The sequence below is a fragment of the Ruegeria sp. BF7 genome, assembly GCF_056538605.1.
Genome location: NZ_JBQFTM010000014.1, coordinates 55,812 through 77,768 on the forward strand (window position 1 = coordinate 55,812; position 21,957 = coordinate 77,768).

Annotated in this window: 16 protein-coding genes; 12 read left to right on the top strand and 4 right to left on the bottom strand. The window is 57.3% G+C overall.

Annotated features, from left to right (window positions below; genetic code table 11):
• The first annotated feature begins 77 nt into the window (after window positions 1-77).
• Window positions 78-860 (top strand): crotonase/enoyl-CoA hydratase family protein, encoded by a 783-nt coding sequence (locus ACR0IK_RS20235; RefSeq protein WP_480642967.1) that lies wholly within the window; start codon window positions 78-80, stop codon window positions 858-860.
• Here the strand turns inward: ACR0IK_RS20235 and ACR0IK_RS20240 are convergent, their stop codons facing one another.
• The 3 genes from ACR0IK_RS20240 to ACR0IK_RS20250 form a co-directional block, all read right to left on the bottom strand.
• Complete coding sequence (locus tag ACR0IK_RS20240) at window positions 861-1,193, bottom strand: DnaJ family domain-containing protein (protein WP_480642969.1); 333 nt, start codon at window positions 1,191-1,193, stop codon at window positions 861-863. It lies immediately after the preceding gene.
• 39 nt (window positions 1,194-1,232) lie between these two features.
• Window positions 1,233-2,396 carry a benzoate/H(+) symporter BenE family transporter gene (locus ACR0IK_RS20245; RefSeq protein ID WP_480593881.1) on the bottom strand — a complete coding sequence of 388 codons (1,164 nt, stop codon included), beginning with the start codon at window positions 2,394-2,396 and terminating at the stop codon, window positions 1,233-1,235.
• A gap of 136 nt (window positions 2,397-2,532) precedes the next feature.
• Complete coding sequence (locus ACR0IK_RS20250) at window positions 2,533-5,709, bottom strand: valine--tRNA ligase (protein WP_480593880.1); 3,177 nt, start codon at window positions 5,707-5,709, stop codon at window positions 2,533-2,535.
• Window positions 5,710-5,848: 139 nt separating this feature from the next.
• On the opposite strand from ACR0IK_RS20250, the gene ACR0IK_RS20255 reads away from it, so the two are divergent.
• Both ACR0IK_RS20255 and ACR0IK_RS20260 read left to right on the top strand, forming a co-directional pair.
• A complete protein-coding gene (locus tag ACR0IK_RS20255) occupies window positions 5,849-8,140 on the top strand; it encodes a xanthine dehydrogenase family protein molybdopterin-binding subunit (protein WP_480642970.1) in 2,292 nt (763 codons plus the stop codon).
• On the top strand, window positions 8,118-9,194 hold the full coding sequence (locus tag ACR0IK_RS20260; RefSeq protein ID WP_480593878.1) for a DUF2235 domain-containing protein: 1,077 nt from the start codon (window positions 8,118-8,120) through the stop codon (window positions 9,192-9,194). The genes ACR0IK_RS20255 and ACR0IK_RS20260 overlap by 23 nt, the downstream gene beginning before the upstream one ends.
• Before the next feature lie 1,914 nt (window positions 9,195-11,108).
• Here ACR0IK_RS20260 and ACR0IK_RS20265 read toward each other — a convergent pair.
• Window positions 11,109-11,762 (bottom strand): GntR family transcriptional regulator, encoded by a 654-nt coding sequence (locus ACR0IK_RS20265; protein WP_480642971.1) that lies wholly within the window; start codon window positions 11,760-11,762, stop codon window positions 11,109-11,111.
• A 208-nt stretch (window positions 11,763-11,970) separates the two neighbouring features.
• Between ACR0IK_RS20265 and ACR0IK_RS20270 the strand changes: the two genes are divergently transcribed.
• The 9 genes from ACR0IK_RS20270 (at window position 11,971) to ACR0IK_RS20310 (ending at window position 21,808) form a co-directional block, all read left to right on the top strand.
• The gene (locus tag ACR0IK_RS20270) at window positions 11,971-13,062 is read left to right on the top strand and encodes a Gfo/Idh/MocA family protein (protein WP_480642973.1); all 1,092 of its coding nucleotides are present in this window, start codon (window positions 11,971-11,973) and stop codon (window positions 13,060-13,062) included.
• An 88-nt stretch (window positions 13,063-13,150) separates the two neighbouring features.
• Window positions 13,151-14,161: a TRAP transporter substrate-binding protein DctP gene (gene dctP / locus ACR0IK_RS20275; RefSeq protein ID WP_480642974.1), complete on the top strand. Its 1,011-nt coding sequence runs from the start codon at window positions 13,151-13,153 to the stop codon at window positions 14,159-14,161.
• Between the two features lie 30 nt (window positions 14,162-14,191).
• On the top strand, window positions 14,192-14,767 hold the full coding sequence (locus ACR0IK_RS20280) for a TRAP transporter small permease (RefSeq protein ID WP_480593874.1): 576 nt from the start codon (window positions 14,192-14,194) through the stop codon (window positions 14,765-14,767).
• Complete coding sequence (locus tag ACR0IK_RS20285) at window positions 14,764-16,059, top strand: TRAP transporter large permease (protein WP_010443512.1); 1,296 nt, start codon at window positions 14,764-14,766, stop codon at window positions 16,057-16,059. Before ACR0IK_RS20280 ends, ACR0IK_RS20285 begins: the two co-directional genes overlap by 4 nt.
• Window positions 16,059-17,951: a bifunctional sugar phosphate isomerase/epimerase/4-hydroxyphenylpyruvate dioxygenase family protein gene (locus ACR0IK_RS20290; RefSeq protein WP_480642976.1), complete on the top strand. Its 1,893-nt coding sequence runs from the start codon at window positions 16,059-16,061 to the stop codon at window positions 17,949-17,951. Before ACR0IK_RS20285 ends, ACR0IK_RS20290 begins: the two co-directional genes overlap by 1 nt.
• Window positions 17,948-18,784 (top strand): citryl-CoA lyase, encoded by an 837-nt coding sequence (locus ACR0IK_RS20295; RefSeq protein ID WP_480593871.1) that lies wholly within the window; start codon window positions 17,948-17,950, stop codon window positions 18,782-18,784. The genes ACR0IK_RS20290 and ACR0IK_RS20295 overlap by 4 nt, the downstream gene beginning before the upstream one ends.
• Entirely contained in the window at window positions 18,771-19,961 is a 1,191-nt protein-coding gene (locus ACR0IK_RS20300) for a Gfo/Idh/MocA family protein (protein WP_480642977.1), read from the top strand. The genes ACR0IK_RS20295 and ACR0IK_RS20300 overlap by 14 nt, the downstream gene beginning before the upstream one ends.
• A complete protein-coding gene (locus ACR0IK_RS20305; RefSeq protein WP_480642979.1) occupies window positions 19,951-20,625 on the top strand; it encodes a hypothetical protein in 675 nt (224 codons plus the stop codon). The genes ACR0IK_RS20300 and ACR0IK_RS20305 overlap by 11 nt, the downstream gene beginning before the upstream one ends.
• Window positions 20,618-21,808 (top strand): Gfo/Idh/MocA family protein, encoded by a 1,191-nt coding sequence (locus tag ACR0IK_RS20310; protein ID WP_480642980.1) that lies wholly within the window; start codon window positions 20,618-20,620, stop codon window positions 21,806-21,808. Before ACR0IK_RS20305 ends, ACR0IK_RS20310 begins: the two co-directional genes overlap by 8 nt.
• The last annotated feature ends 149 nt before the right edge of the window (window positions 21,809-21,957 follow it).

Below are 21,957 nucleotides of genomic sequence, written 5' to 3' on the forward strand. Positions count from 1 at the left end.
AAACGTGCCCCGACGTTGCGGTGGAACTCGGTGAGCCTTCCGGGCATGGTTGGGGCAAGAGAGTTTGGGAGGTCTTCATGACACGCGTATCCGTCGAGTACAAAGATCACATCGCTCATGTCACCCTGACGCGCGGCGACAAGATGAACGCGCTGGATGACGCGATGGTCAAGGCGCTTCTGTCGGCCGGGCAAGAGGTCGCGGCCTCGGACGCGCGTGCCGTGGTTCTGTCGGGTGAAGGCAAGAGTTTTTGCGCCGGACTCGACATGGCCAGCTTTGCCAAGATGGCCCATATGGATCCGACCGAGTGGTTGATGGCCCGCAGCCATGAAGATGCCAACGAGATGCAGGAACTGGCCTTGGTCTGGCGGCGCGTGCCGGTGCCGGTGATCTGCGCCATTCAGGGCGTGGCCTATGGAGGTGGTCTGCAAATCGCACTGGGCGCGGACATCCGTATCGCACACCCCGAGGCGAAGCTGGCGGTGATGGAAATGAAATGGGGCATCATCCCCGATATGGGCGGGATGGTCCTGTTGCCGCAACTCGTGCGATCGGACGTGCTGCGTTTGCTGACCTACACCGCGCGTCCTATTGGCGCGCAGCAGGCGGCGGATTGGGGGGTGGTGACCAAACTCTCGGACGACCCGCTGACCGAGGCGCAAGCGCTGGCAGAAGACATCGCGGGCAAAAGCCCCTCGGCCATCCGGGCCGCCAAACGCCTGATCGAAGTGGCAGAGACCAAAACCCGGGCCGAAGTTCTGCTGGAGGAATCCGCTGAACAGGTCGAACTGATTGGCAAACCCGATCAGATGGAGGTCGTGATGGCGCAGATGCAGGGCCGCAAGCCCGAGTTCAAGTAATCAGCGCATAAAAGCCCGCCGCGCGTCACGTGCCATATTGTATCGCATCTCAAGGTCCGCGATCCGGGCCATGGCGGCTTTGCGTTCATCCCGGTCGGTCAGGCTGGCGTAGTTCTTTCGCGCCGAGTCCAGCCTTTTCTTGATCTCGAACTCTTCAGGAAGGACTCCGGCCTGTGCCATGATCCGATGACTGGCTGCAATTGCGGGGTCACTTTGCGCTTCGCTGGAGCGGTCTGGCAGAGGCCGTCCTTCGCCTTCGAGACCTTGCAAGAGGCCCTCGGACTGTGCCTTTTTGATCTGGCGTTCGATCAGTTTTCCCAGTGATCCAAGCATGGAGAGAGGATACCTCAGCCATTATTGCTTTGAAAGCGGCTACCGTGCTCGAAGTGTCACAAGATAGACGATCCCGCCTGCCAGTAATCCCCAGACGGCCGCCCCCAGACCAAAGACCGAAATGCCAGAGGCTGTGATGGCAAAGGTCAGAATTGCGGCTTCTCTTTCGGCAGTCACCTCAAGTGCCGCGTGGGTTGCATTGGCCAAAACCCCGATCAGCGCAATTCCCGTCAATGTACCCATCAGCAAAGGATCGGCATGTACGGCAAAACCGGTAATCGCCACCGCAAAGATGCCGAACAGACAATAGAACACACCCGCCATCACGGCCGACCAATAGCGCTGGGCCGGGTCGGGGTGGCTGTCCTCGTTTGAACACATCGCGGCGGTGATCGCGGCGAGGCAGGTGGCTGGAGCGCCAAACGGGGCTGACAGAATGCTGGCCGCACCCACCGAAGAAAACAGCCGACCAGGCGCAGGCGTATAACCAAAGCTTCGCATCACCGCGATGCCCGGGATGTTCTGTGTTGCCATAGTTACAATGAAAAGCGGGATTCCGATGCCGATGATGGAAGCCAGCGAGAAAGTCGGCATCGTCCAGACCGGTGCGGCCATCAGATGAGATAGTGCAACCGGTGTATCGCCTGCATTCAGGACCACAACAATCGCTGCAGCGATCACCGCCGCAGGGACGGCGCACAGTCGATTGATACGCCCGGCGATGAACCACGTCAGGATCACCGGCAAGGCTTGCCAGGGCAGGTCAACGGCTGCCTTGAACGGGACGATGCACAGGGGTAGCAGAACGCCTCCCAGCATAGCCTGTGCCAGCGTCGTCGGAATTGCTGCGGCCAACCGCCCCAATGGGCGCCAAAGCCCGGCCAGCACGGTTAGCGCGCCTGCACACAGGAACGCCCCTACGGCATCCGAGAAACCCGCCGCGGGCATCGCGGACACAGCCAACAGCGCGACGCCCGGTGTCGACCACGCGACGCTGATGGGTTGCCGGTACCACAGGCTGAGGCCAATGCCCGCCAGCCCCATGGCAATGGCGGCCATCATCAGCCCTGAGGCGGATTCCGACGGTGACGCCCCCATGGCTGCCAATCCCTGTAACACGATGGGGAATGAGCTGAAGAACCCGACAATAGCCACAACCAGCCCGGTCGAGACGGTTCGGATCGGCGGAATTGTGCGTGCCATTCTGACCTCGGGGCTTGCCACCGGCAATTGCTAACAAGGGTTAGGCTTTGGGGGCAAGTCCCTGCGTAAAAAGAAAACCCCACCGCCGGATTGGGAGGTGGGGTTTGGATTTAAGCGTTTTGTGAAAGGATCAAGATCAGGCGATTTCGGCCAGACGGGCGAGCGCCTCGTTCAGTTTTGCTTCTTCCTCTTCGCGGGCTGCAAGGTTGGCCTTGGCTTCAGCAACAACCTCTTCCGGGGCCGAGGCCACGAATTTGGGGTTGTTCAGGCGTCCTCGCAGACCGCCCAGTTCCTTGGCCAGCTTGCCCTTGGCTTTCTCCAGCCGCTCCTTTTCCGCGCCGATGTCGATGATATCCGCCAAAGGCAGGCCGAAGCTCGCGCCTGGAGCGGCAATCGAGATCGTGCCTTTGGGAAACGAATCCGCTTTGGTCAAACTTTCAATGCGAGCCTGACTTTTGATAAGCGCTTCGTTGCGATCCCAAGCCTCCTGACCTTTCGGATCGATATCCGTAACCAGCATCGAAACGAACAGACCCGCTGGAACGCGCATTTGCTGCCGCGCCGAGCGAGTGTTGTCGATCATGGAAATCACCCAGTTCATTTCGGCTTCGGCTTCGTGGTCAACGAGGTCCGCCGCAGAGTAAGTTGGCCAATCCTGATGAACCAGCATCTTGGAAGTGTCGCCGGTCTCGTAGCCACGGCTCGACGTGGCGTTCCAGATTTCCTCACTGACGAAGGGCATAACAGGGTGCATCAGGATCATGAATTGATCGATTGCCCACGCATAGACTTGACGTGTTTCCGCTTTGGCGGCTTCGTCATCCCCTTGGAAGATCGGTTTGGTGAATTCCAGATACCGGTCACAGAAGGTGTTCCAGAAGGTAGAATACAAAGCATGCGCGGCGTCGTTAAAGCGATAGCTTTCAAAGCTGCTATCAACCGTTTCGCGCAGCTTGGCGACTTCACCGATGATCCAACGGTTCAGCGTCAGGCTGGCCTTGGGCGGCATCGCGCCGCGCTCGGCGTCGAAGGCACCGATGACGTTGCAGCCGTAGGACGAAGCCTGCCAAATCTTGGTGACGAAATTCCGGTATCCGGTGATGCGTTCGCGGGACAGTTTCAGCACGCCGCCAATCGCCGCCATCGAGGCGTTGGTGAAGCGCAAGGCGTCGGCGCCGAATTCGTCCACGATTTCCAACGGGTCGATGACGTTGCCGGTGGTTTTGGACATCTTTTTACCCTTCTCGTCGCGGACGAGCTGGTGCAGGTAGACGGTGTGGAACGGGATCTGATCGACCACGGCCAGCTGCATCATCATCATCCGGGCGACCCAGAAGAACAGGATATCGAAGCCAGTGATCAGAACGTCCGTGGGGAAGTAGCGCTCTAGCTCCTCGGTCTGCTCAGGCCAGCCCAGCGTGCCGATCGGCCAGAGGCCGGAGGAGAACCAGGTGTCGAGGACGTCGGGGTCGCGCCAGACCGGATAGACCAGCTTGGTTGGGTCCTGTTCAACCGCATACTGCGCAAGGCTCTCGGCGAACCGATGCATTGCCTCGTGTTTGTCCGCGACTTCAACGACGGTAGCGTGGCTCAGCGGGCTGGGAATGTCGGCATTGTCATTGAGGAACTTTTCAGTGACCGCCTCGAATGTCGGCGCACACTCCATGACGCTGCCACGGTGCAACATGCCACCTTCATTGAGCAACCGGCCCAGTTCAACGAGATCAAGATTGCCGTCATTTTCATCATCCATGAAATTCTCTGCGGACAAATCCAGACCGTACCAGACCGGAATCTGATGCCCCCACCACAGTTGGCGCGAGATGCACCAGGGCTCGATGTTTTCCAACCAGTGGTAATAGGTCTTCTCGCCCGATTCAGGGATGATCTTGACTGTGCCGTCCTTGACCGCATCCAGAGCGGGGCCGACGACCTTTTCGGCATCTACGAACCACTGGTCGGTGAACATCGGTTCGATCACAACCTTCGAGCGGTCGCCGAAGGGCTGCATGATCGGTTTGCTCTCGACCAGCGCGACTTGCTTGTCTGCGCCTTCGTGGTCCGGCTTCAACGCGGTCGAACCCAGACGCGGATCATCCGCGCGGGTCATCACGGCCAAACCATCGGCGGTGATTTCTTCAACCACCTTCGCACGTGCCTCGAACCGGTCGAGGCCACGCAGGTGATCGGGGACGAGGTTGATGGCGTCGATCTCGTTCTCGGTGAACTCACGCCCACGCGCGTATTCCTGCGCTTTTCCCGCCTCGTCGGCGTAAGGCGCACCATCGGCCCGCATCGCGCCCTTGGTGTCCATCAGGCGGTACATCGGAATGCCGCCGCGTTTGGCGACCATGTTGTCGTTGAAGTCATGCGCGCCGGTAATTTTCACCGCGCCCGAGCCGAAATCGGGATCGGGGTAGTCATCGGTGATGATCGGGATCTGGCGGCGATGCTCTTTCGGACCAACCGGGATTTCGCAAAGCTTCCCTACAATTGGCGCGTATCGCTCATCCGACGGGTGAACCGCAACCGCACCGTCGCCCAGCATGGTTTCCGGGCGGGTCGTGGCGATCGAGATGTAGTCGCGCTCTTCCTCAAGGATGACGTTCCCGTCCTCGTCCTTTTCGACATAGGTATAGGTCTCGCCCCCGGCCAGCGGGTATTTGAAGTGCCACATATGGCCCGCGACTTCGATATTCTCGACCTCAAGGTCGGAAATCGCGGTCTCGAAATGCGGGTCCCAGTTGACCAGACGCTTACCGCGATAGATCAGGCCCTTTTCGTACATGTCGACGAAAACCTTGATCACCGCGTCGTGGAAGTTGGCCGAGTTCTCATGGCCCGTGCGCGGATCACCCGACGCACCGGCCATGGTAAAGGCGTTGCGAGACCAATCGCAGGAGGAACCCAGGCGCTTCAACTGCTCGATGATCGTGCCGCCGTACTCGCCTTTCCATTCCCAGACTTTCTCAAGGAATTTCTCGCGCCCCAGTTCCCGGCGACCGGGCTGCTGGGTGGTAGCCAGCATCTTTTCCACCTGCATCTGCGTGGCAATGCCTGCGTGGTCCTGACCGGGCTGCCAAAGCGTGTCAAACCCGCGCATCCGGTGCCAGCGGATCAGAATATCCTGCAGCGTGTTGTTGAACGCGTGACCCACGTGCAGCGCGCCCGTCACGTTGGGCGGCGGGATCATGATGGTAAAGCTCTCGTCGCGTGATTTGTTCGCGCCTGCCTTGAAGGCTCCGGCCTGCTCCCAGGCCTTGTAAATGCGGGCCTCGGCCTCGGCCGCGTTGAATGTCTTTTCCATCGCCATGGGTGCGTCCTGCGTCATCAATCTCGGGTCAGCGCCTGCAATAGCGAATGCGCAAGGGAAGGGGAAGGGTCTGCGGACGCACTGGACAACGAACTGGCGCAGCCTAATGTCGCCTGCAGGGCATCGACGGGAGCATGCAATGAAAAGGTTCGGAAAAAGCCAACCGCTCAAACGGACCGAGGATCAGCGCTTTTTAACCGGGCAGGGGCGGTACATGGATGATGTAGTGCCAAGCGACGCGCTGTTCGCCGCCTTCTTCCGCAGCCCGGTTGCCCATGGTCGGATCACCGTTCTGGATCTGGATGCCGCGCGCGAGGTGGAAGGTGTGCGGCTGGTCATGGCGTTGGACGATCTGACCGAAGCGGGGATCGATACAGTATTGAACGCGGCAACAGTGACCAACCGGGATGCCTCCAAAGCGGCGGCACCTGACCGGCATATGCTGGCGAAGGATCGGGTTCGGTTTGTCGGCGAGCCGGTGGCGGTAGTGATCGCGGACACCCCGATGCAGGCCCGCGATGCGGTCGAGTTGATCTGGTTGGAGACCGACGATTTGCCCGCCAAGCTGGATGTCGATGCCGGAGGGGAGCCGCTGCACCCCGAAGCCCCTGACAATCGCGCCTTTGACTGGGGGCTGGGGGATGAGGCCGCGACCGAAGCCGCGTTTCAACAAGCCGCCCATACGGTTTCACTGAACGTGGCTGACAACCGGGTGATCATCACTTCCATCGAGCCGCGCGGGTGCCAGGCGCATTGGGCCGATGGGCGGCTGCATTTTGCCTATGGCGGACAGGGTGTCTGGGCTATGCGCGGGCAGCTGGCTCAGAAGCTGAAACTGAAGCCGGAAACTATCCGTGTCACCACCCCGGACGTAGGGGGCGGGTTCGGCATGAAAGTAATGCCGTACCCTGAGTATTTCTGTGTCGCAGTAGCCGCGATGAAACTGGGCAGGCCCGTTCACTGGATGTCGGATCGGTCCGAAGCGATGCTGTCCGATCATCATGGCCGCGACCTGACCTCTCTGGCCGAGCTGGCCTTTGATGCCGATCACCGGATCACCGCCTACCGTGTCCACAGCAAGGTAAATCTGGGAGCTTACAACAGCCATTTCGGGCAGGCGATTCAAACCGACCTGTTCAGCAAGGTGCTTATGGGAGGGTATGACGTACAGACCACCTATCTGCGGGTCGAGGGCTTTTATACCAACACCACGCAGGTCGACGCCTATCGCGGGGCGGGACGGCCTGAGGCGATCTATGTGCTTGAACGGGTCATGGACCGAGCTGCACGCGAGCTGGGTGTCGACCCTTGGGAGCTGCGGCGGAAGAACTTTATCCGGCCCGAGTTGTTTCCCTACAAGTCCGCGACAGGCGAAACCTATGACGTCGGCGATTTCGATATGGTCCTGACTCGTGCGGGTGAACAAACGCGGGGTCTTGCTGCCCGCAAAGCTGCCGATGCCGAGCGCGGACTGATCCGGGGGCAAGGGCTGTGTTATTATATCGAGAGCATTCTGGGCGACCCCTCCGAAAACGCGAAGATCGCATTCTGTGAGGATGGAACCGTGAACCTTTACGTCGGGACACAGTCAAACGGGCAGGGGCATGAGACGGCCTATACCCAGTTCCTGTCGGACCAGACGGGCATTCCCATGGACCGGATCACCATCGTTCAGGGGGATAGTGATCAACTGCCCCACGGTGGCGGTACAGGCGGGTCGCGCTCGGTCACCGTGCAGAGCACAGCGACCCTGGCGACAATCGACGTCATGATCGCCGCATTCATGCCTTACCTTGCCGATAAGATGGGGATCGAGGAGGCTGACGTGAGTTTTGATCACGAAACATTCCGCGCACCCGGATCGAACCTGACACCGACCCTGACCGAGGCGGCTGAGATGGCTCGCGCCGATGGCCGCACCGACCTGCTGCAGCACGAAGCGCGCGCCAACCTAGATGCCCGCAGCTATCCCAACGGCGCACACGTTGCCGAAATCGTTATCGATTCTTTCACCGGTAAAACATGTGTGGACCACTATACAGTCGTTGATGATTTTGGTAACCTTATCAATCCGATGCTGGCCGAAGGGCAGGTGCATGGCGGTGTGGTCCAGGGCATTGGACAGGCCCTGACCGAGCATGTTGTGCATGATGCGCAAGGGCAACTGCTCACGGCTTCGTTGATGGACTACGCCTTGCCCCGCGCGGCCGAGATACCCATGATAAAGTTTACCTCGGCGCCGGTTCCGTCAACTTCCAACCCGATGGGTATGAAAGGCTGCGGAGAGGCCGGCACCGTGGGCGCGCTGGCCGCTGTGGCAAACGCGGTTCAGGACGCGCTTTGGGATCACGGGGTGCGGCAGGCGGATATGCCTTTCACACCCAGCAGAGTATGGGAATTGTTGACACATGGTTCTGTCGCGGCTGAGTAGAAAGGTACTGGGATGGCTCGGGCGGCCTCTGCGGTCCGAGCACTCGGCCGAGGCGCTGCACCGTGAGCCTGTCAGCCATGTCATCATCCTCGACGGCACCATGTCGACTCTGGAGCCGGGATTTGAAACCCATGCGGGTCAGGCGTTCCGTCTGTGTCAGGAAATGGGTGGCAAGGTCTCGGTGTTCTACGAAGCGGGGGTCCAGTGGGAAAGCTGGAAAACCTCGCTGGACGTGATGATGGGGCGCGGGATCAACCGGCAGATCCGTCGCGCTTATGGCTATCTGGCGTCGCGCTACAAACCCGGTGATCGGATCTATTTTATCGGTTATTCGCGCGGGGCCTACGGCGTGCGCAGCCTTGCCGGGGTGATCGACATGATTGGCCTGCTCAAGGCCGAGCACGCCACCGTGCGCAATATCAAACAGGCCTACCGCCACTACGAATGCAATCCCGACGGCACCGCAGCCCGGTATTTCCGCGATCAGTTCTGCCACGAAGAAATCGCCATCGAGATGATCGGTGTCTGGGACACTGTCAAAGCGCTGGGCCTGCGCCTGCCGCTGCTGTGGCGCCGGGCCGAGGAAAAGCACGCATTCCACAATCATCAACTCGGACCTGCTACCCGGCACGGTTATCACGCCATGGCGCTGGACGAGACGCGCGAGGTTTATGAACCGGTTCTGTGGGAGTGTACCTCTGATTTCAATGGTCACGTCGAACAGGTCTGGTTCCGGGGCACCCATGGCGATGTCGGTGGGCAACTGAACGGGTTCGAAGAGGCGCGGCCGCTCAGCAACATTTCCCTGATCTGGATGCTGGACAAGGCCGAGCTGCACGGGTTGCCTCTGCCGGACGGCTGGCGCGACCGGTTCCCGACTGCGACCACCGCGCCTTCGGTCGGAACCTGGCGCGGCTGGGGCAAGATTTTCCTGTTGCGCAAGCACCGGAAAGTCGGGCGCGATCCCTCAGAACGCCTGCATGTCTCGGTCGCACCGGATGAATTACCGGGCTGGGTGCCGATGCCGGATTTGCCGTCGCATCCGGCTCAGTAGGGGCCAGCCGGGGACGCAGACCTTTGTGACTGGTTTGATCAGCGCATCCGGGCGCTCAACCAGATCGAAACACCTTCGTCGCGGCGACCAATTGAAGATGCGTTCTTCTTTGGGATCATCGACAATTAGCAGACCGTGAAAGTACCATTCGGAAGTCGACTTGTAGCCGGCCTTTGCTGTGTAGAATGAAAACCCACGTAGTTGGCGCAAGGTTTCGATCGGAGAATTTTCCACATGTTCGGCGATGCAATAGGATGAACCATCCGCGATCACACGTGTTTAAATAAGGATCATCGGGACGGTCAGCAAAGACCACAGCGCTGCGACAACCGACACCGCTATTCCAAGCATTGCAAAACGTAAGGGACGTACTTTCTTATCTTTTCCGGGCCAGATGGGAACCCAAGCCCAATGCAATTGTCAAGGTAAGACCATGGAGCAGTTGAATGGTGGAAAATAGAGAGAGCACGCCAGAGGCTAGTGTGAAGAAAACTCCAATAAGAAGTGTAGCGCCGAAAAGGGTGTGGGAGAGGAAAGCGGGTATCCGGCGCAGTCCCATGAAAACCATAACTGAAAGGATCAACGGCACCGTAGGTGCAATCCAAACCACGAGATACCTGGCCTGTATTCCGAATGGGAAAGTTCCGAAGGAATAGTCCGGCTCGAAGACAGTTCGATCAAATGGTGTAGGGCGACACACAGTTCTGCCACCAGCGACAAAACCTTGCCATTTTCGCCTCACTTCTTTTATCCAGCACCTAGACCGATCTCATTGATCCTGACTTCCTTTTGGGAAAATCTGGGATTATTTGCAGATCAGACTCCGAGGGCGCCTGTTCCTGCTGATCTGCCACGTGGCGAACGCAGATGTTGGAGAGGCAATGTTATTCGACAATAGTGGTGCGGCCCGCAGGCGCAGCCGAGGACACGGTGTTATCTAACAGGGTTGCCCGAGGGAGAAGGCAGCGTCTTACCCCTGATGGCCAGGGGCGTTTGGCTTGTCCAAATCCCACTTGCCCCAAAACAAGTGCGGAAGCGTAGGCTGCGCCGTCACTCTATGTGCCAGAACACGTTGTTTTTTTAAAGAATGGGCGGGAACCGGACATTCGCGGCAGGTGTTGGAAACGCCTCGTACCAATGTATTTAAAGCCAACTTTGGCGTCATCACGTAGACATGCCCAGGTTCTCTTCAGGAAATCATTTGTCTCCTGGATATCGGACAAGGGTATGGTTGGAGAGAATTCGATTATCAAGATCAGATTCCGTTCTCATTTCTCATAGCTAACATTTTTTTGCAGCGCGAGTTTCTAATGTGTCGCCGATCGAAGCGACGCTCATCGCAAGCAATAGCAGGGAGTGGGGTTGATGCACGAAAATTGACGGATCAGAGCTTTCGACGATTCAGAATTCGAGTGCCGTTCTCAATCCACTTGAAGTTATCCAAGCAACCTTTGTCTCGTCAGTACAGACGAGGTTGAGTTCAAAGTTCCGTTTTATTCTCATCTCAGCCGTTGGTGGTTTTCGCAGCGAACTTCCGCTCTCCGCCCATGGTGTTTTTCGTTGCGGTAGCCGAGTGCGCAAAGCAGCCGTTCGATTTCGCAGGGTCAACGACAGCATCGTCTCGCGAGGCAGCCTTTCGTACTCGTTCCAATGAACGGCCATCACTCAACCAGAGATCGCTTCACATAAAACTGCTAATGCGACGTTTGGGGATTGTAATGGTGGTGCAGAGCAACCCTTGGTTGCGGAAGCTTAGCGTTCTCATCCCTGTTAATAAGGCCGCCTGATGCAGCGGGGTTAGGATGTTGAATAATGAACTTACGAAATTCGTCTGGTAAGCACAGAAATTAAACTTGCCTATCAGGTCCCGTGTCGCTGATCCAGGTGATGGTGATAGGCAGCAGCAACAGCGAGCTACATAGCCTCCAGCGTATGTGAGAGACCGTTTCGGATGTGATCTTCCAACAGCTTGATTGCGGTGCCCGCGTCTCTGGCCAATGCGGCATCGAACATGCCCTTGTGCTCCCTTACGGCCTCTTCGCCGCGATAGGTCAGCACGAGCATCTGATACCGCAGATACTTGTCATAGATGATCGAGTGCAGAGACAAAAGGTTCTTGGAGTTGCAGGCCGCGATCATCGCTTGATGAAACTCCCAATCATATCGTTTCCAGGTTTCTTTCTCGGACTCGTCGCCCTTAAGAAGCTGCTGTTCCATCAGGTGCAGTTTGTGATGTGCGGCAACAAGGTTGCCTTCCCAGTCCGTGTCGCCATTCGCAATGGACAACTCCAAAGCGTGGCATTCCAACAGGACCCGCAGCTCTGAAATCTCGGTCAGGTCTTCTCGTGAAACTGGTGTGACCAGGAAACCCCGTTGCTCGGGAGCTTCGACAAATCCGTCGCTGGCGAGCCTGTTCAGCGTTTCACGAAGTGTCGAAAGGCTTGCCGAGTAGCGCTCCTTCAAGGCGTCCAGCTTCAGTTTGGAGCCGGGCTGCAGCTCCCCGAAGATGATGTCCCGCTTGATGCGCTGATAGGTGCTTGCACCTATCGTAGACGGCTGTTTCGCCATACGTTTCACCCGATATTATCAGTTTCTTCGTTCAACTAGCATTTTTCAGAGACATCAGCAATCCAAACTGATGTATGGTAAAAATAAAAATATCATACATTATTGCGGAATCGCGAAAACCCCAATACGGTCGTGGCCAAGTTGGGCAAAGCAGCCCGATCGCAATCATCGGTTCCGGGTTTTCCCGGACCCTCCGGAAGGAAGCAAAGTGTCTAAGAACTTTCGCATTGCCATTGTCGGCATTGGCCTTGTTGGACGCCGCCACGCAGACGCCATCCGAGCGTTGCGCCATGTTGATTTTGTCGCGGTAGTTGATCCCAGCGACGAAGGCCGTGCGTACGCCGTTGAGCACGGGGTCGAGTTTTACGATACCCTTGGCGAGATGTTTGCAAATCTGACGCCGGATGGAGCTGTGCTTGCGACCCCCACAACGCTTCATGTCGAACAGGGCCTCACGTGTGTTCGAAACGGTTGCCCCGTTCTCGTCGAAAAGCCGATCGCCGTGGAAGCCGCTGCAGCACTGGAGCTTGTTCAGGAAGCGGAGAAGGCCAATGTGCCTCTGATGGTCGGACATCATCGTCGGCACAATCCTCTGATCAGGTCAGCTAAAGAAGCCATTGTGGATGGGAAGATTGGAGATGTTCGCGCTGTCCATGCGAATTGCTGGTTCTATAAGCCAGACGAGTATTTTGACGCTGCGCCCTGGCGAAAGAAACCAGGTGCAGGGCCTATCTCGGTCAATCTGGTCCACGATGTGGATCTGCTGCGGTACCTGGCCGGAGAAGTTGTGACCGTACAAGCCCAGTCGGCTGCATCGCAGCGAGGTTACGACAACGAAGATGTTGCCGGTGCTCTGTTGACGTTCGAAAGCGGGGCGATAGGGACCATAAGTGTATCCGACAGCATCGTCGCTCCATGGAGCTGGGAGATGACGTCTCAGGAATATCCAATCTATCCTTCAACCCCTGAGAGTAGCTACATGATAGGTGGCTCTCATGGTTCGTTGTCCGTTCCCGATCTTCGCCTGTGGAGTTACCAGAGAGAGCAAAGGGATTGGTGGACGCCAATCTCAACAACCGCGCTGAAGAAGGGTGCTTCTGACCCCCTGGTCAATCAACTCAGGCACTTTGTTGAAGTTGCTCGGCGCGAAGCAGATCCGATTGTGTCTGGATGGGAAGGTTTTAGAACACTTCAAGTTATTGAAGCCATTCAGAATTCCTGCAGGACTGGCGAGACTGTCAGGATAGGAAACCTTCAGGAAACGCAACAACAGAGATTGCAGGTAATGAAAAATATCTGATATTTTGTAAAAAATCTTGCAAAATTACCAAAATAGGTCAAAACTCAGAATCGGAAAAATACATCATGATGTCTCAGGGAGGAGCAAAGTGATTACCAAACTTACCCGCCGGGCTGCTGTATCAGCCCTGGTTGCAACCGGTGTTTTGTTTAGCGCAACAAGCGGTGCGCTGGCAGAAGACAAAGTGCAACTTCGCCTCGCAACATCAGGATCGGAGACCGACCAGCGTTCGGTCGCCATGGCCGAGGTTTTCGCGCCCATGGTCGCTGATTTCGCAAGCTACGAGCCCAGCTATAATGGAACCATATTCGCCCAAGGCACCGAGTTGGACGCCATCAGCCGGGGTAACCTGGAAATGTCGATCACCTCGGCGCAGGAACTGGCACAGTTCTTCCCTGAGTTTTCGATCTTTACCGCAGGCTATGTTCACCAGGACGCCGCGCATCAGGTGGCTGTCTTCAACGATCCCTTGATGGATGCCTTTAAACAGAAGGCAGAAGAAGAACTGGGCGTCAAACTGCTGTCGGTCATGTATCTGGGGCGTCGTCAGGTGAACCTGCGCCAACCCAAGGACGAACTGACCGTCAGCACTCCGGCTGATCTGGAAGGTGTGAACCTGCGGATGCCAGGCACAGATGCATGGCAGTTCCTTGGCAAAGCACTGGGTGCTGCCCCGACACCAATGGCGTTCTCAGAGGTATATACGGCTTTGTCGACCGGTGCTGTTGACGGTCAAGACAATCCACTGCCGACCGTTGTGGACGCAAAGTTCTACGAAGTGACCAATCAGATCGTTTTGACGTCTCATCTGGTTGACCTGAACTACATCGCCATCGGCAAAGAAGTTTGGGACGGGCTGACAACGGAACAGCAAGCCAAGGTTCAGGAAGCTGCCGACGCAGCGGCTGAAGCTGGTCGCCAGAAGCAGCTTCAGAAAGAAGAGGACCTTGTCAGCTTCCTGAAAGAGCAGGGCATGGAGGTCTATGAGCCCGACCTCGCGGCGTTCCGGGATCAGGTACAGTCGATGTATCTGGAAAGCGAGTTCGCCGGATCATGGCCGGACGGTGTTCTGGAGCAGATCAACGCTCTGGGCAACTAAGCTCATCTGAAGAAGGAAGGGAGAACCGCAATGAAAGGCTTCATAAAGGGGTTCTCCCGACTGACCGAAGCGATTGCCGGCGGGATGCTGGCGGCAATCTTCCTGATCTTCCTTCTGCAAATTCTTCTGCGGTACTTCTTTACGCCCGCCGGTTGGACTCTTGAACTTATCGGCATTCTTTGGGTCTGGGTGATCTTCTTCAGCTGCGCCTTCATCGTGCGCGAGAGGGATCACGTAAAGTTCGACATTATCTATCTGTCTGTGCCCCGGCGCGTCCGTCAGGTCTTTGCGATGCTCGCGGCTGCGGCAATCGTGGTCGGGATGCTCTACAGTTTCCTACCGACGTGGGACTACATCGACTGGATGAAAATCCGCAAGACCGCGACGGTTCGCAATCCCTTCTCGGGCGAGAAGATACCGCTGCGCACCGTGTTTTCGATCTATGCCGTGTTCATGCTAGTCGTTGCCGCGCGGTATGCTTGGTTATTCTTTGACATCATGCGCAACGGCCCACCAAAAACTGAACTTGAAATGGTCGTGGGATACAACGTGGTCGACGAACATCCCCGCGTTGACGTGGAAGAAGACGAGGGCGCAAGAAAATGAGTTTCGAACTTCTTTCCTGCCTGCTCACACTCTTTGTTCTGGCAGGCATCGGGACCCCTATCGGCTATTCCATCCTTTTGGCGTCACTGATGTATCTGGGCGTCGCTGGTCTGGACGTTGCGCTGGCGGGTGAAAAAATCCTGCAAGGATTCTACAAAAGCACGATCCTGCTTGCCGTGCCATTGTTCATCGTCGCTGCAAATATCATGAACGCGGGGTCGATCACGGACCGTCTTCTAAACTTTTGCGTCGCTGCGGTCGGGCGGTTCAAGGGTGGCCTCGGTCACGTCAACGTGGTCGCGTCGCTGATATTTTCCGGCATGTCCGGCTCTGCAGTCGCGGACGCGGCAGGCATCGGCAAGATTATCATTGAGATGATGACCAAAGATGGCCGTTACAGCCGGGGCTATGCAGCCGCAATCACTGCGGCGTCGGCGACGATTGGTCCGATAATTCCGCCCTCGATCCCGATGGTTCTTTATGCGCTGGTCTCAAAGGCGTCTATCGGGTCGTTGTTCCTTGCTGGTATTCTGCCGGGCCTGATCATGGGCGTCGTTCTGATGGCGATGAACTACTATCTGGCTGGAAAGCGAAACTTTGCCCTGGAAGAACCCATTCCTCTGCGCGAGTTGCCCGCAAAAACCGCCAACGCGTTTCCGGCGCTGTTGATGCCTGCGATCCTGCTCTATGGCATCTACGGGGGTGTCACTACACCGACCGAGGCCGCCGCGGTGGCCGCATTCTATGCCCTGCTGCTGGCAGCGTTCTTCTATCGCGCCCTGTCGTTCCGTGGTCTCTATCAGGTCTTCGTTGACAGTGCCCGTTCGTCGGCAGCCGTTGGGGTAGTCATCGGTGGCGCGTTCATTCTGAACTTCATCGTCATTCAGGAGCAGATTCCACAGTCGATCTCGGCCTTGCTGGAAGGTTCTGATGTCAGCCCGATTGTGTTCCTAATCCTGGTTAACCTGCTGATCCTCGCGCTGGGATGCGTGTTAGACGCAACAACGATCATCCTGGTGATTGTGCCCCTGTTCATTCCGACCTGCGAAGCGCTCGGGATTGATCTGGTGCATTTCGGGGTGTTGGTTGTCGTGAACTCGATGATCGGTCTGATCACGCCTCCCTATGGCATTCTACTCTTTGTGATCAACGCCGTAACGGACATTCCGCTGCGTGAAATCATCTCGGAAATCTGGGCCTTCCTCGCGGTTCTCATCTTCGCTCTAGTGATAATGATGCTGATGCCGGATCTGGTCCTGTGGTTGCCGCGTATGTTTGGATATCAGGGATAATGTGCCTCTCGGTTTCGACAACGTCGATCCCCGGTGATCTGGCCGAAAAACTAAGTGCTATCGCTGAAGCGGGATTCGGGGGCGTCGAGTTGCACGAACCTGACCTGACCGCGTTTGACGGGCCGCCTTCGCACATCCGCGATATTGCGTCGGACCTCGGCCTGAAGATTTGCCTGCTACAACCCTTCCATAACCTTGAAGGCCAGCCCGATGCCGGACGTGAGCGCGCCTTTGATCGACTGAAGCGCAAACTCGACCTGATGAGTGAGTTGGGAACGGAACTACTGCTCATCGGGTCTGCGTTCGAGGTCGATGCCGCTGCGACCGAAGAACAGGTAATCGCAGATCTTGGCGAGGCGGCCCAGATCGCGAAAGAGATGGGGTTGCGTCTGGCCTATATGGGCTTGCCATGGTCGGATCTTATTCATTCGGATGAGCAGGCGTTAGGCGTCGTTGAAGCAATCGACAGCCCTCATTTGGGGCTGGCCTTGAACTCCTTCTTCTCGCTTGCCGACGGGTCCAAACCAGCCCGCCTTCGGGGCATTCCCGGAGAGCGGCTGTTCCATGTGCAACTGTCCGATGCACCCCGGCTTGAGATGGATATACGTCGGCTCAAGCGGCACTTTGGGCTTCTTCCGGGGCTTGGGTCGCTGAACCTTGCGGGATTTGTGCGGGTGTTGTCCCGCGCTGGGTACAAGGGGCCTTGGTCCATTGCGCGCGTCAACGAAGCAGCTCCTCAACCCGGTGGCCGAACACTGGCCCGAGACAGCTACAGGTCGCTGGTGAACGTCCTGGATGAGGTATCCCGGACCGAGCCGGGAACCGATTTCGGCATCCCGGGCCTACCGGAACGCGTCTATGCGTCAGGCTTTGAGTTCGTCGAATTTACAGCCGACGAAACAAGCGGCGCGCAGCTGGCAGATATGTTGTCAGCAATGTGTTTTCGAATGGAGCGAAAGCATGTGAGCAAGTCCGTCGAGTTGTGGCGGCAGGGCGCGATAAACATCGTTGTGAATACCGAAAAGGAAGGCTTTGCCCATTCGGCGTTCCTGGGTCACGGCCCCTCCGTTTGTGACATGGGGTTGCGTGTCAAAGATGCGGATCAGACGGTTCGGCGCGCCACCGCGTTGGGCGCACCGGATTTCTCACAACCGGTGGGGACCGGAGAGCTGGATATCCCGGCCATCCGTGGTGTCGGCGGCAATGTTGTCCATTTCATCGATGAGAAATCCGATCTGCACCGGGTATGGGATATCGAATTTGAACCGGTAGCAAAAACCAAAGCGACCCAGCCTGCCGGTCTGCGCCGTATCGATCATCTGGCCCAGACGATGCGTCACGATGAGATGCAAAGCTGGCTGCTCTACTACATTTCGACGTTTGAGATGGCAAAATCCCCTATCGTGAACGTCGCCGACCCGTCAGGTGTTGTGCAAAGTCAAGCTATCGAAAGCCCGGAGGGCGAAGTGCGCCTGAATCTGAATGGGGCAGTTGGGCGTCGAACTTTGGCAGCGTCATTTCTTGACGATGGATTTGGGGCCGGTGTTCAGCATATCGCTTTCCAGTCGGATGATATTTTTGAAACCTCAGCCCAGTTGCTCAAGTCCGGCTTTCCCAGCCTGTCCATCCCTGAAAACTACTATGCTGATCTGCAAGCGACTTTCGGATTGGATGACGATCTGATCGCCCAATTGCAACGGGGTAACATCCTCTATGATCGGGCAGCGGGTGCTGAGTATTTTCAGATCTACAGCCGCCCCATCTTCAACGGCTTCTTCTTCGAAATTGTTGAACGCCGTATGGGCTATGCCGGTTACGGTGCGCGCAATGCACCCATTCGCCTCGCTGCGCAAAGCAAAACCCAGACGCTCAAAGAGGTGCAGACTCAATGATTGTGCTGGATGAAAACATGACGATGGATGAGCGCGCCGTTCGCCAATGGTGGCGTACCTCCATCATCGACATGAAGCCCGGTCAGATCGCTTTTCGTGGCAACGCCATAGAGGACCTGATCGGGAACATTTCATTCCCGCAGATGATCTGGCTAATGGTGCGGGGCGATCTGCCCAGCGACGCACAAGCGCGCCTTTTCGAGGCAGCTTTGGTCGCAGGCGTGGATCACGGTCCGCAGGCCCCCTCGATCGCGGCGGCGCGTATGGCTGCGACCTGCGGGGTAGGTCTCAATAATGCGATGGCGACTGCGGTGAACATGCTGGGAGACGTGCACGGCGGGGCAGGAGAGCAGTGCGCAGAGCTGTACTATGATATCTCGGCTCGCATGGATTGCGGAGCATCGTTGAATGACGCTGTGAAGGACGGTCTGGACAGCTGGCGCGAGACCCACGGCAAGATCGTATCTGGCTTTGGTCACAGGTTTCACAAGCCTGTTGACCCACGTGCACCACGATTGATGCAACTTGTTCGTGATGCGGCGGCAGAAAGCACAGTTTCTGGTCGGTTTGCCGATGTCGGAGAAGAGGTTCAGGCCGAACTCGGTCGTCAACGCGGAGGTCGACCTATTGCCATGAATATCGATGGCGCGACAGCTGTGATCTTCTGCGAACTTGGCTTTCCTGCGCCCTTGTCGCGAGGGTTGTTTTGCCTGTCCCGCTCGGTCGGAATACTCGCCCACGCCTGGGAGCAGATGGGGCAGGGCGGTCGGAACAAAGGACCGATGCCCCCGAATTACTTACCCCTCTACGAAGACAGGAATGATGACACGTGAGACATCGAAATCCTTCCGGGTCGGCCTTATCGGCTGTGGTCGTATCAGCGATATCTATTTAAAAACACTATCCAAATTTTCGAACATCGAGGTTGCGGCTTGTGCAAGCCTCGATCCATCAGAAAGCCGCGCCAAGGCGGATCAATACGGCATCGCCAAGGTCTGCACGCCGGATGAGGTGTTCGACGATCCGACAATCGACTGTGTTCTGAACCTGACAATTCCGGCGGCGCATGCCGAAATCAGCCTGCGTGCGTTAGAGGCGGGCAAGCACGTATATTCCGAAAAGCCACTGGTCATGAACCGATCGGATGGAAAAGCGATCCTGCATACTGCCACTGAAAAGGGGCTACTGGTCGGTTGCGCACCCGACACGTTTCTGGGCGGTCGTTGGCAAACCGTTCGGCGCTTGATCGATGAAGGCGCTATCGGGAAACCAACAGGGGTTTTTGCCCATGTCGGGACCCACGGGACGGAGCGCCACCATCCCAACCCGGATTTCTACTACCAGGTCGGTGGCGGGCCCTTGCTGGATCTTGGCCCCTATTACCTGACCGCCATGATTTGCTGCCTTGGTCCAGTTGACCGCGTCGCCGGAATGGCTCGGCGCACGTTCGACAAGCGGATGATCGAAAATGGCCCTCGCAACGGCGAATGGATGGATGTTGAGGTCGACACGCATTCCCTAAGCCTGCTTCAGTTCTCATCCGGAGCTGTAGGGTCGATGACCATGAGCTTCGACGTCTGGGACAGCGAAACTCCGCGGTTCGAAATCTACGGTGAAAACGGCACCATCAGCATTCCTGATCCTGACCCGGTTCATGGTGCCAATATCTTTCAAGGGGTTGTCTGGCTGAAAACCCGGGAGACCTCGCGCTGGTCTCATCAGCCTCGTCCAACTGGTCGCGAAGACTGGCAGGTGGTCGACAACAAACACGGGTTCAATGAGGACAGCCGCGGGCTCGGCCTTTTGGATCTGGCCCTGGCGGCACAAGAAGGACGCCAACCCCGTGCAAGTGGAGCGCTTGCCTACCACGTTTTCGAGGTCATGGACGCGATTGAACGAGCGCCGAAATTCGGCGCCTATCAGACGATAGAAAGCCGCTGTGCGGCTCCCGAGCTTTTGCCGGTCGATTTCCTTAGCGATGAAAGGAAGGAAATGGTTCATGCCGATTGAGACACTCGACTTTGCTCAGCCATTCTTTCGCGTCCAGCACATCAGTGATGAAGACAGAATATCCGTCGATGGTCGCGCCATCGTCCTTAACCTTGGGCGGCTGGAACTCTCGGTCGAGGATCAGGCCGTTGCACCGCTTTCGTCTGTTATCGTGCAAAATAGCTCTCTCAAAGGTTTGGAACGTGCAGTCATTGTCCACGGTTTCGACACCCATGCCGATGACAACGATTTGTTTGAACGGGTCAAAGATACGTGGCCATCGGCTTTTGATGTCCGCCAAGAGGAGCGTCTGCGCGGTGTCAGCCACTACATGTCGCCGAAGGTCTTCGTGGGTAACGTTGGACTGACCATGTACCACTCGGGCTCGGTGCCGCTGAATGTCGGATTGCACAAGGATCATCCGTTCTGCCCGGTACCGGGGTTTCGAGAAGTGCATACGCAAATCGTAGGCTTTGGCAAAATGCAGCAATGCCGCGAACGGGACGTTGAAACCCTTTACCTCGAAGAATTCATGGCCCCCGGCACGACGCACAAGCCGGTGTATGACGCTGAAGGCAACTATCCCTGGCATCAATACGAGACGATTACCCCCAGCATCTTCATGGCGGTGGAAATGCTGCCAGAAGGCGTACGGGTCCCGGACATGGAGGTTCAGAATGGCTGAGAGACTTTTACCCGAAGACCTGAACTTTGACGGCCCTTTCCCCCGGTTGTCTCGCCGTTTGCGGCTGGGCGTTGTTGGCGGAGGGCGGATCTCTGTCACGCAAGCGATGGCAGCGAGGATGAGCGACCGTTGGGAGGTCACCGCAGGCGCGCTCAGTTCTGACGCTGCGCGCAGCAAGGCGCGTGGGGCTGAGTGGTTCCTGCCGCCAGACAGGTGCTATGCGTCATTCGACGAGATGGCACAGGCCGAGGCGTCCCGCCCGGATGGCGTAGATGTCGTCATGATCACGACCCCGAACCACGTTCATTTCGAAGCGGCCAAAGCCTTTCTGGAGGCGGGCATTGACGTGCTGTGCGACAAGCCCCTGACCAACGAAGTCGCCGAGGCCGAGGGGCTTGAGGAGATTACCGCGCGCACGGGGCACATCTTTGCTGTCGGCTATGCGATGTCGTGTTTTCCGGTGATCCGGCAGGCGAGGCAGATAGTGGCCGACGGCGGCATCGGTAAAATCAACCAAATCCACGTCGAGTTCATGCAAGACTGGATGACGCCCGAAGATGTGGCCGATGCGCCTCATGTAAAGTGGCGGCTGGACCCAAAGATTTCTGGTCCGACCAGCTGTGTCGGTGATATCGGCACCCATGCCGCGCATCTCGCCAGTTTTGTCTCGGGTCTGCCAATGACCCACCTGCGCGCCGAGTTTCATGTTTGCGGCGCGCCAAAGCCTTTGGAAGACACGGTATTCATGTTCACCCGCTATCAAAACGAGGTTCCGGGCACTCTGATGGCAACGCGCCTTGCCCCCGGAAACCGGGGCGGGTTGCGGTTGCGGGTCTTCGGCAGCGAAGGGGGCTTGGAGTGGGATCTGGAGAATTCGGAGCAGCTGAAGTTCAATCGGTTTGGTGAGCCGGATCGTATCATCAGCCGAGGTCACGGGCACGGCATCGGCCGCGGTGCGGAACGTCTGATCCGTACCGCGCGTGGCTTCCCCGAAGGGATTATCGAAGCCTGGGCCAACCTCTATACGGAATTTGCCATGGCCGTGGCCGCGCGTTGGGATGGCGTTACCGTTCCGGCCGATTGGCTTGCTTACCCCAGTGTCGAACAAGGCGCAGACGGTGTCCGATTCATTGATGCCTCTGTGCGCTCTCACCAGTCCGGAGGGGACTGGGTCACTCTCTAAGGCTTTGCCAACACAAATGTAAAACACGCCTGGGCTATTGCTCGGGCGTTTCTATTTTCTGTTCAGTATTAAAAGTTGATAATTTATATAATATCAGATATTTTTAATAACGCATGATGAAATTGAGATTCGCAGACACGTGGAGCTGT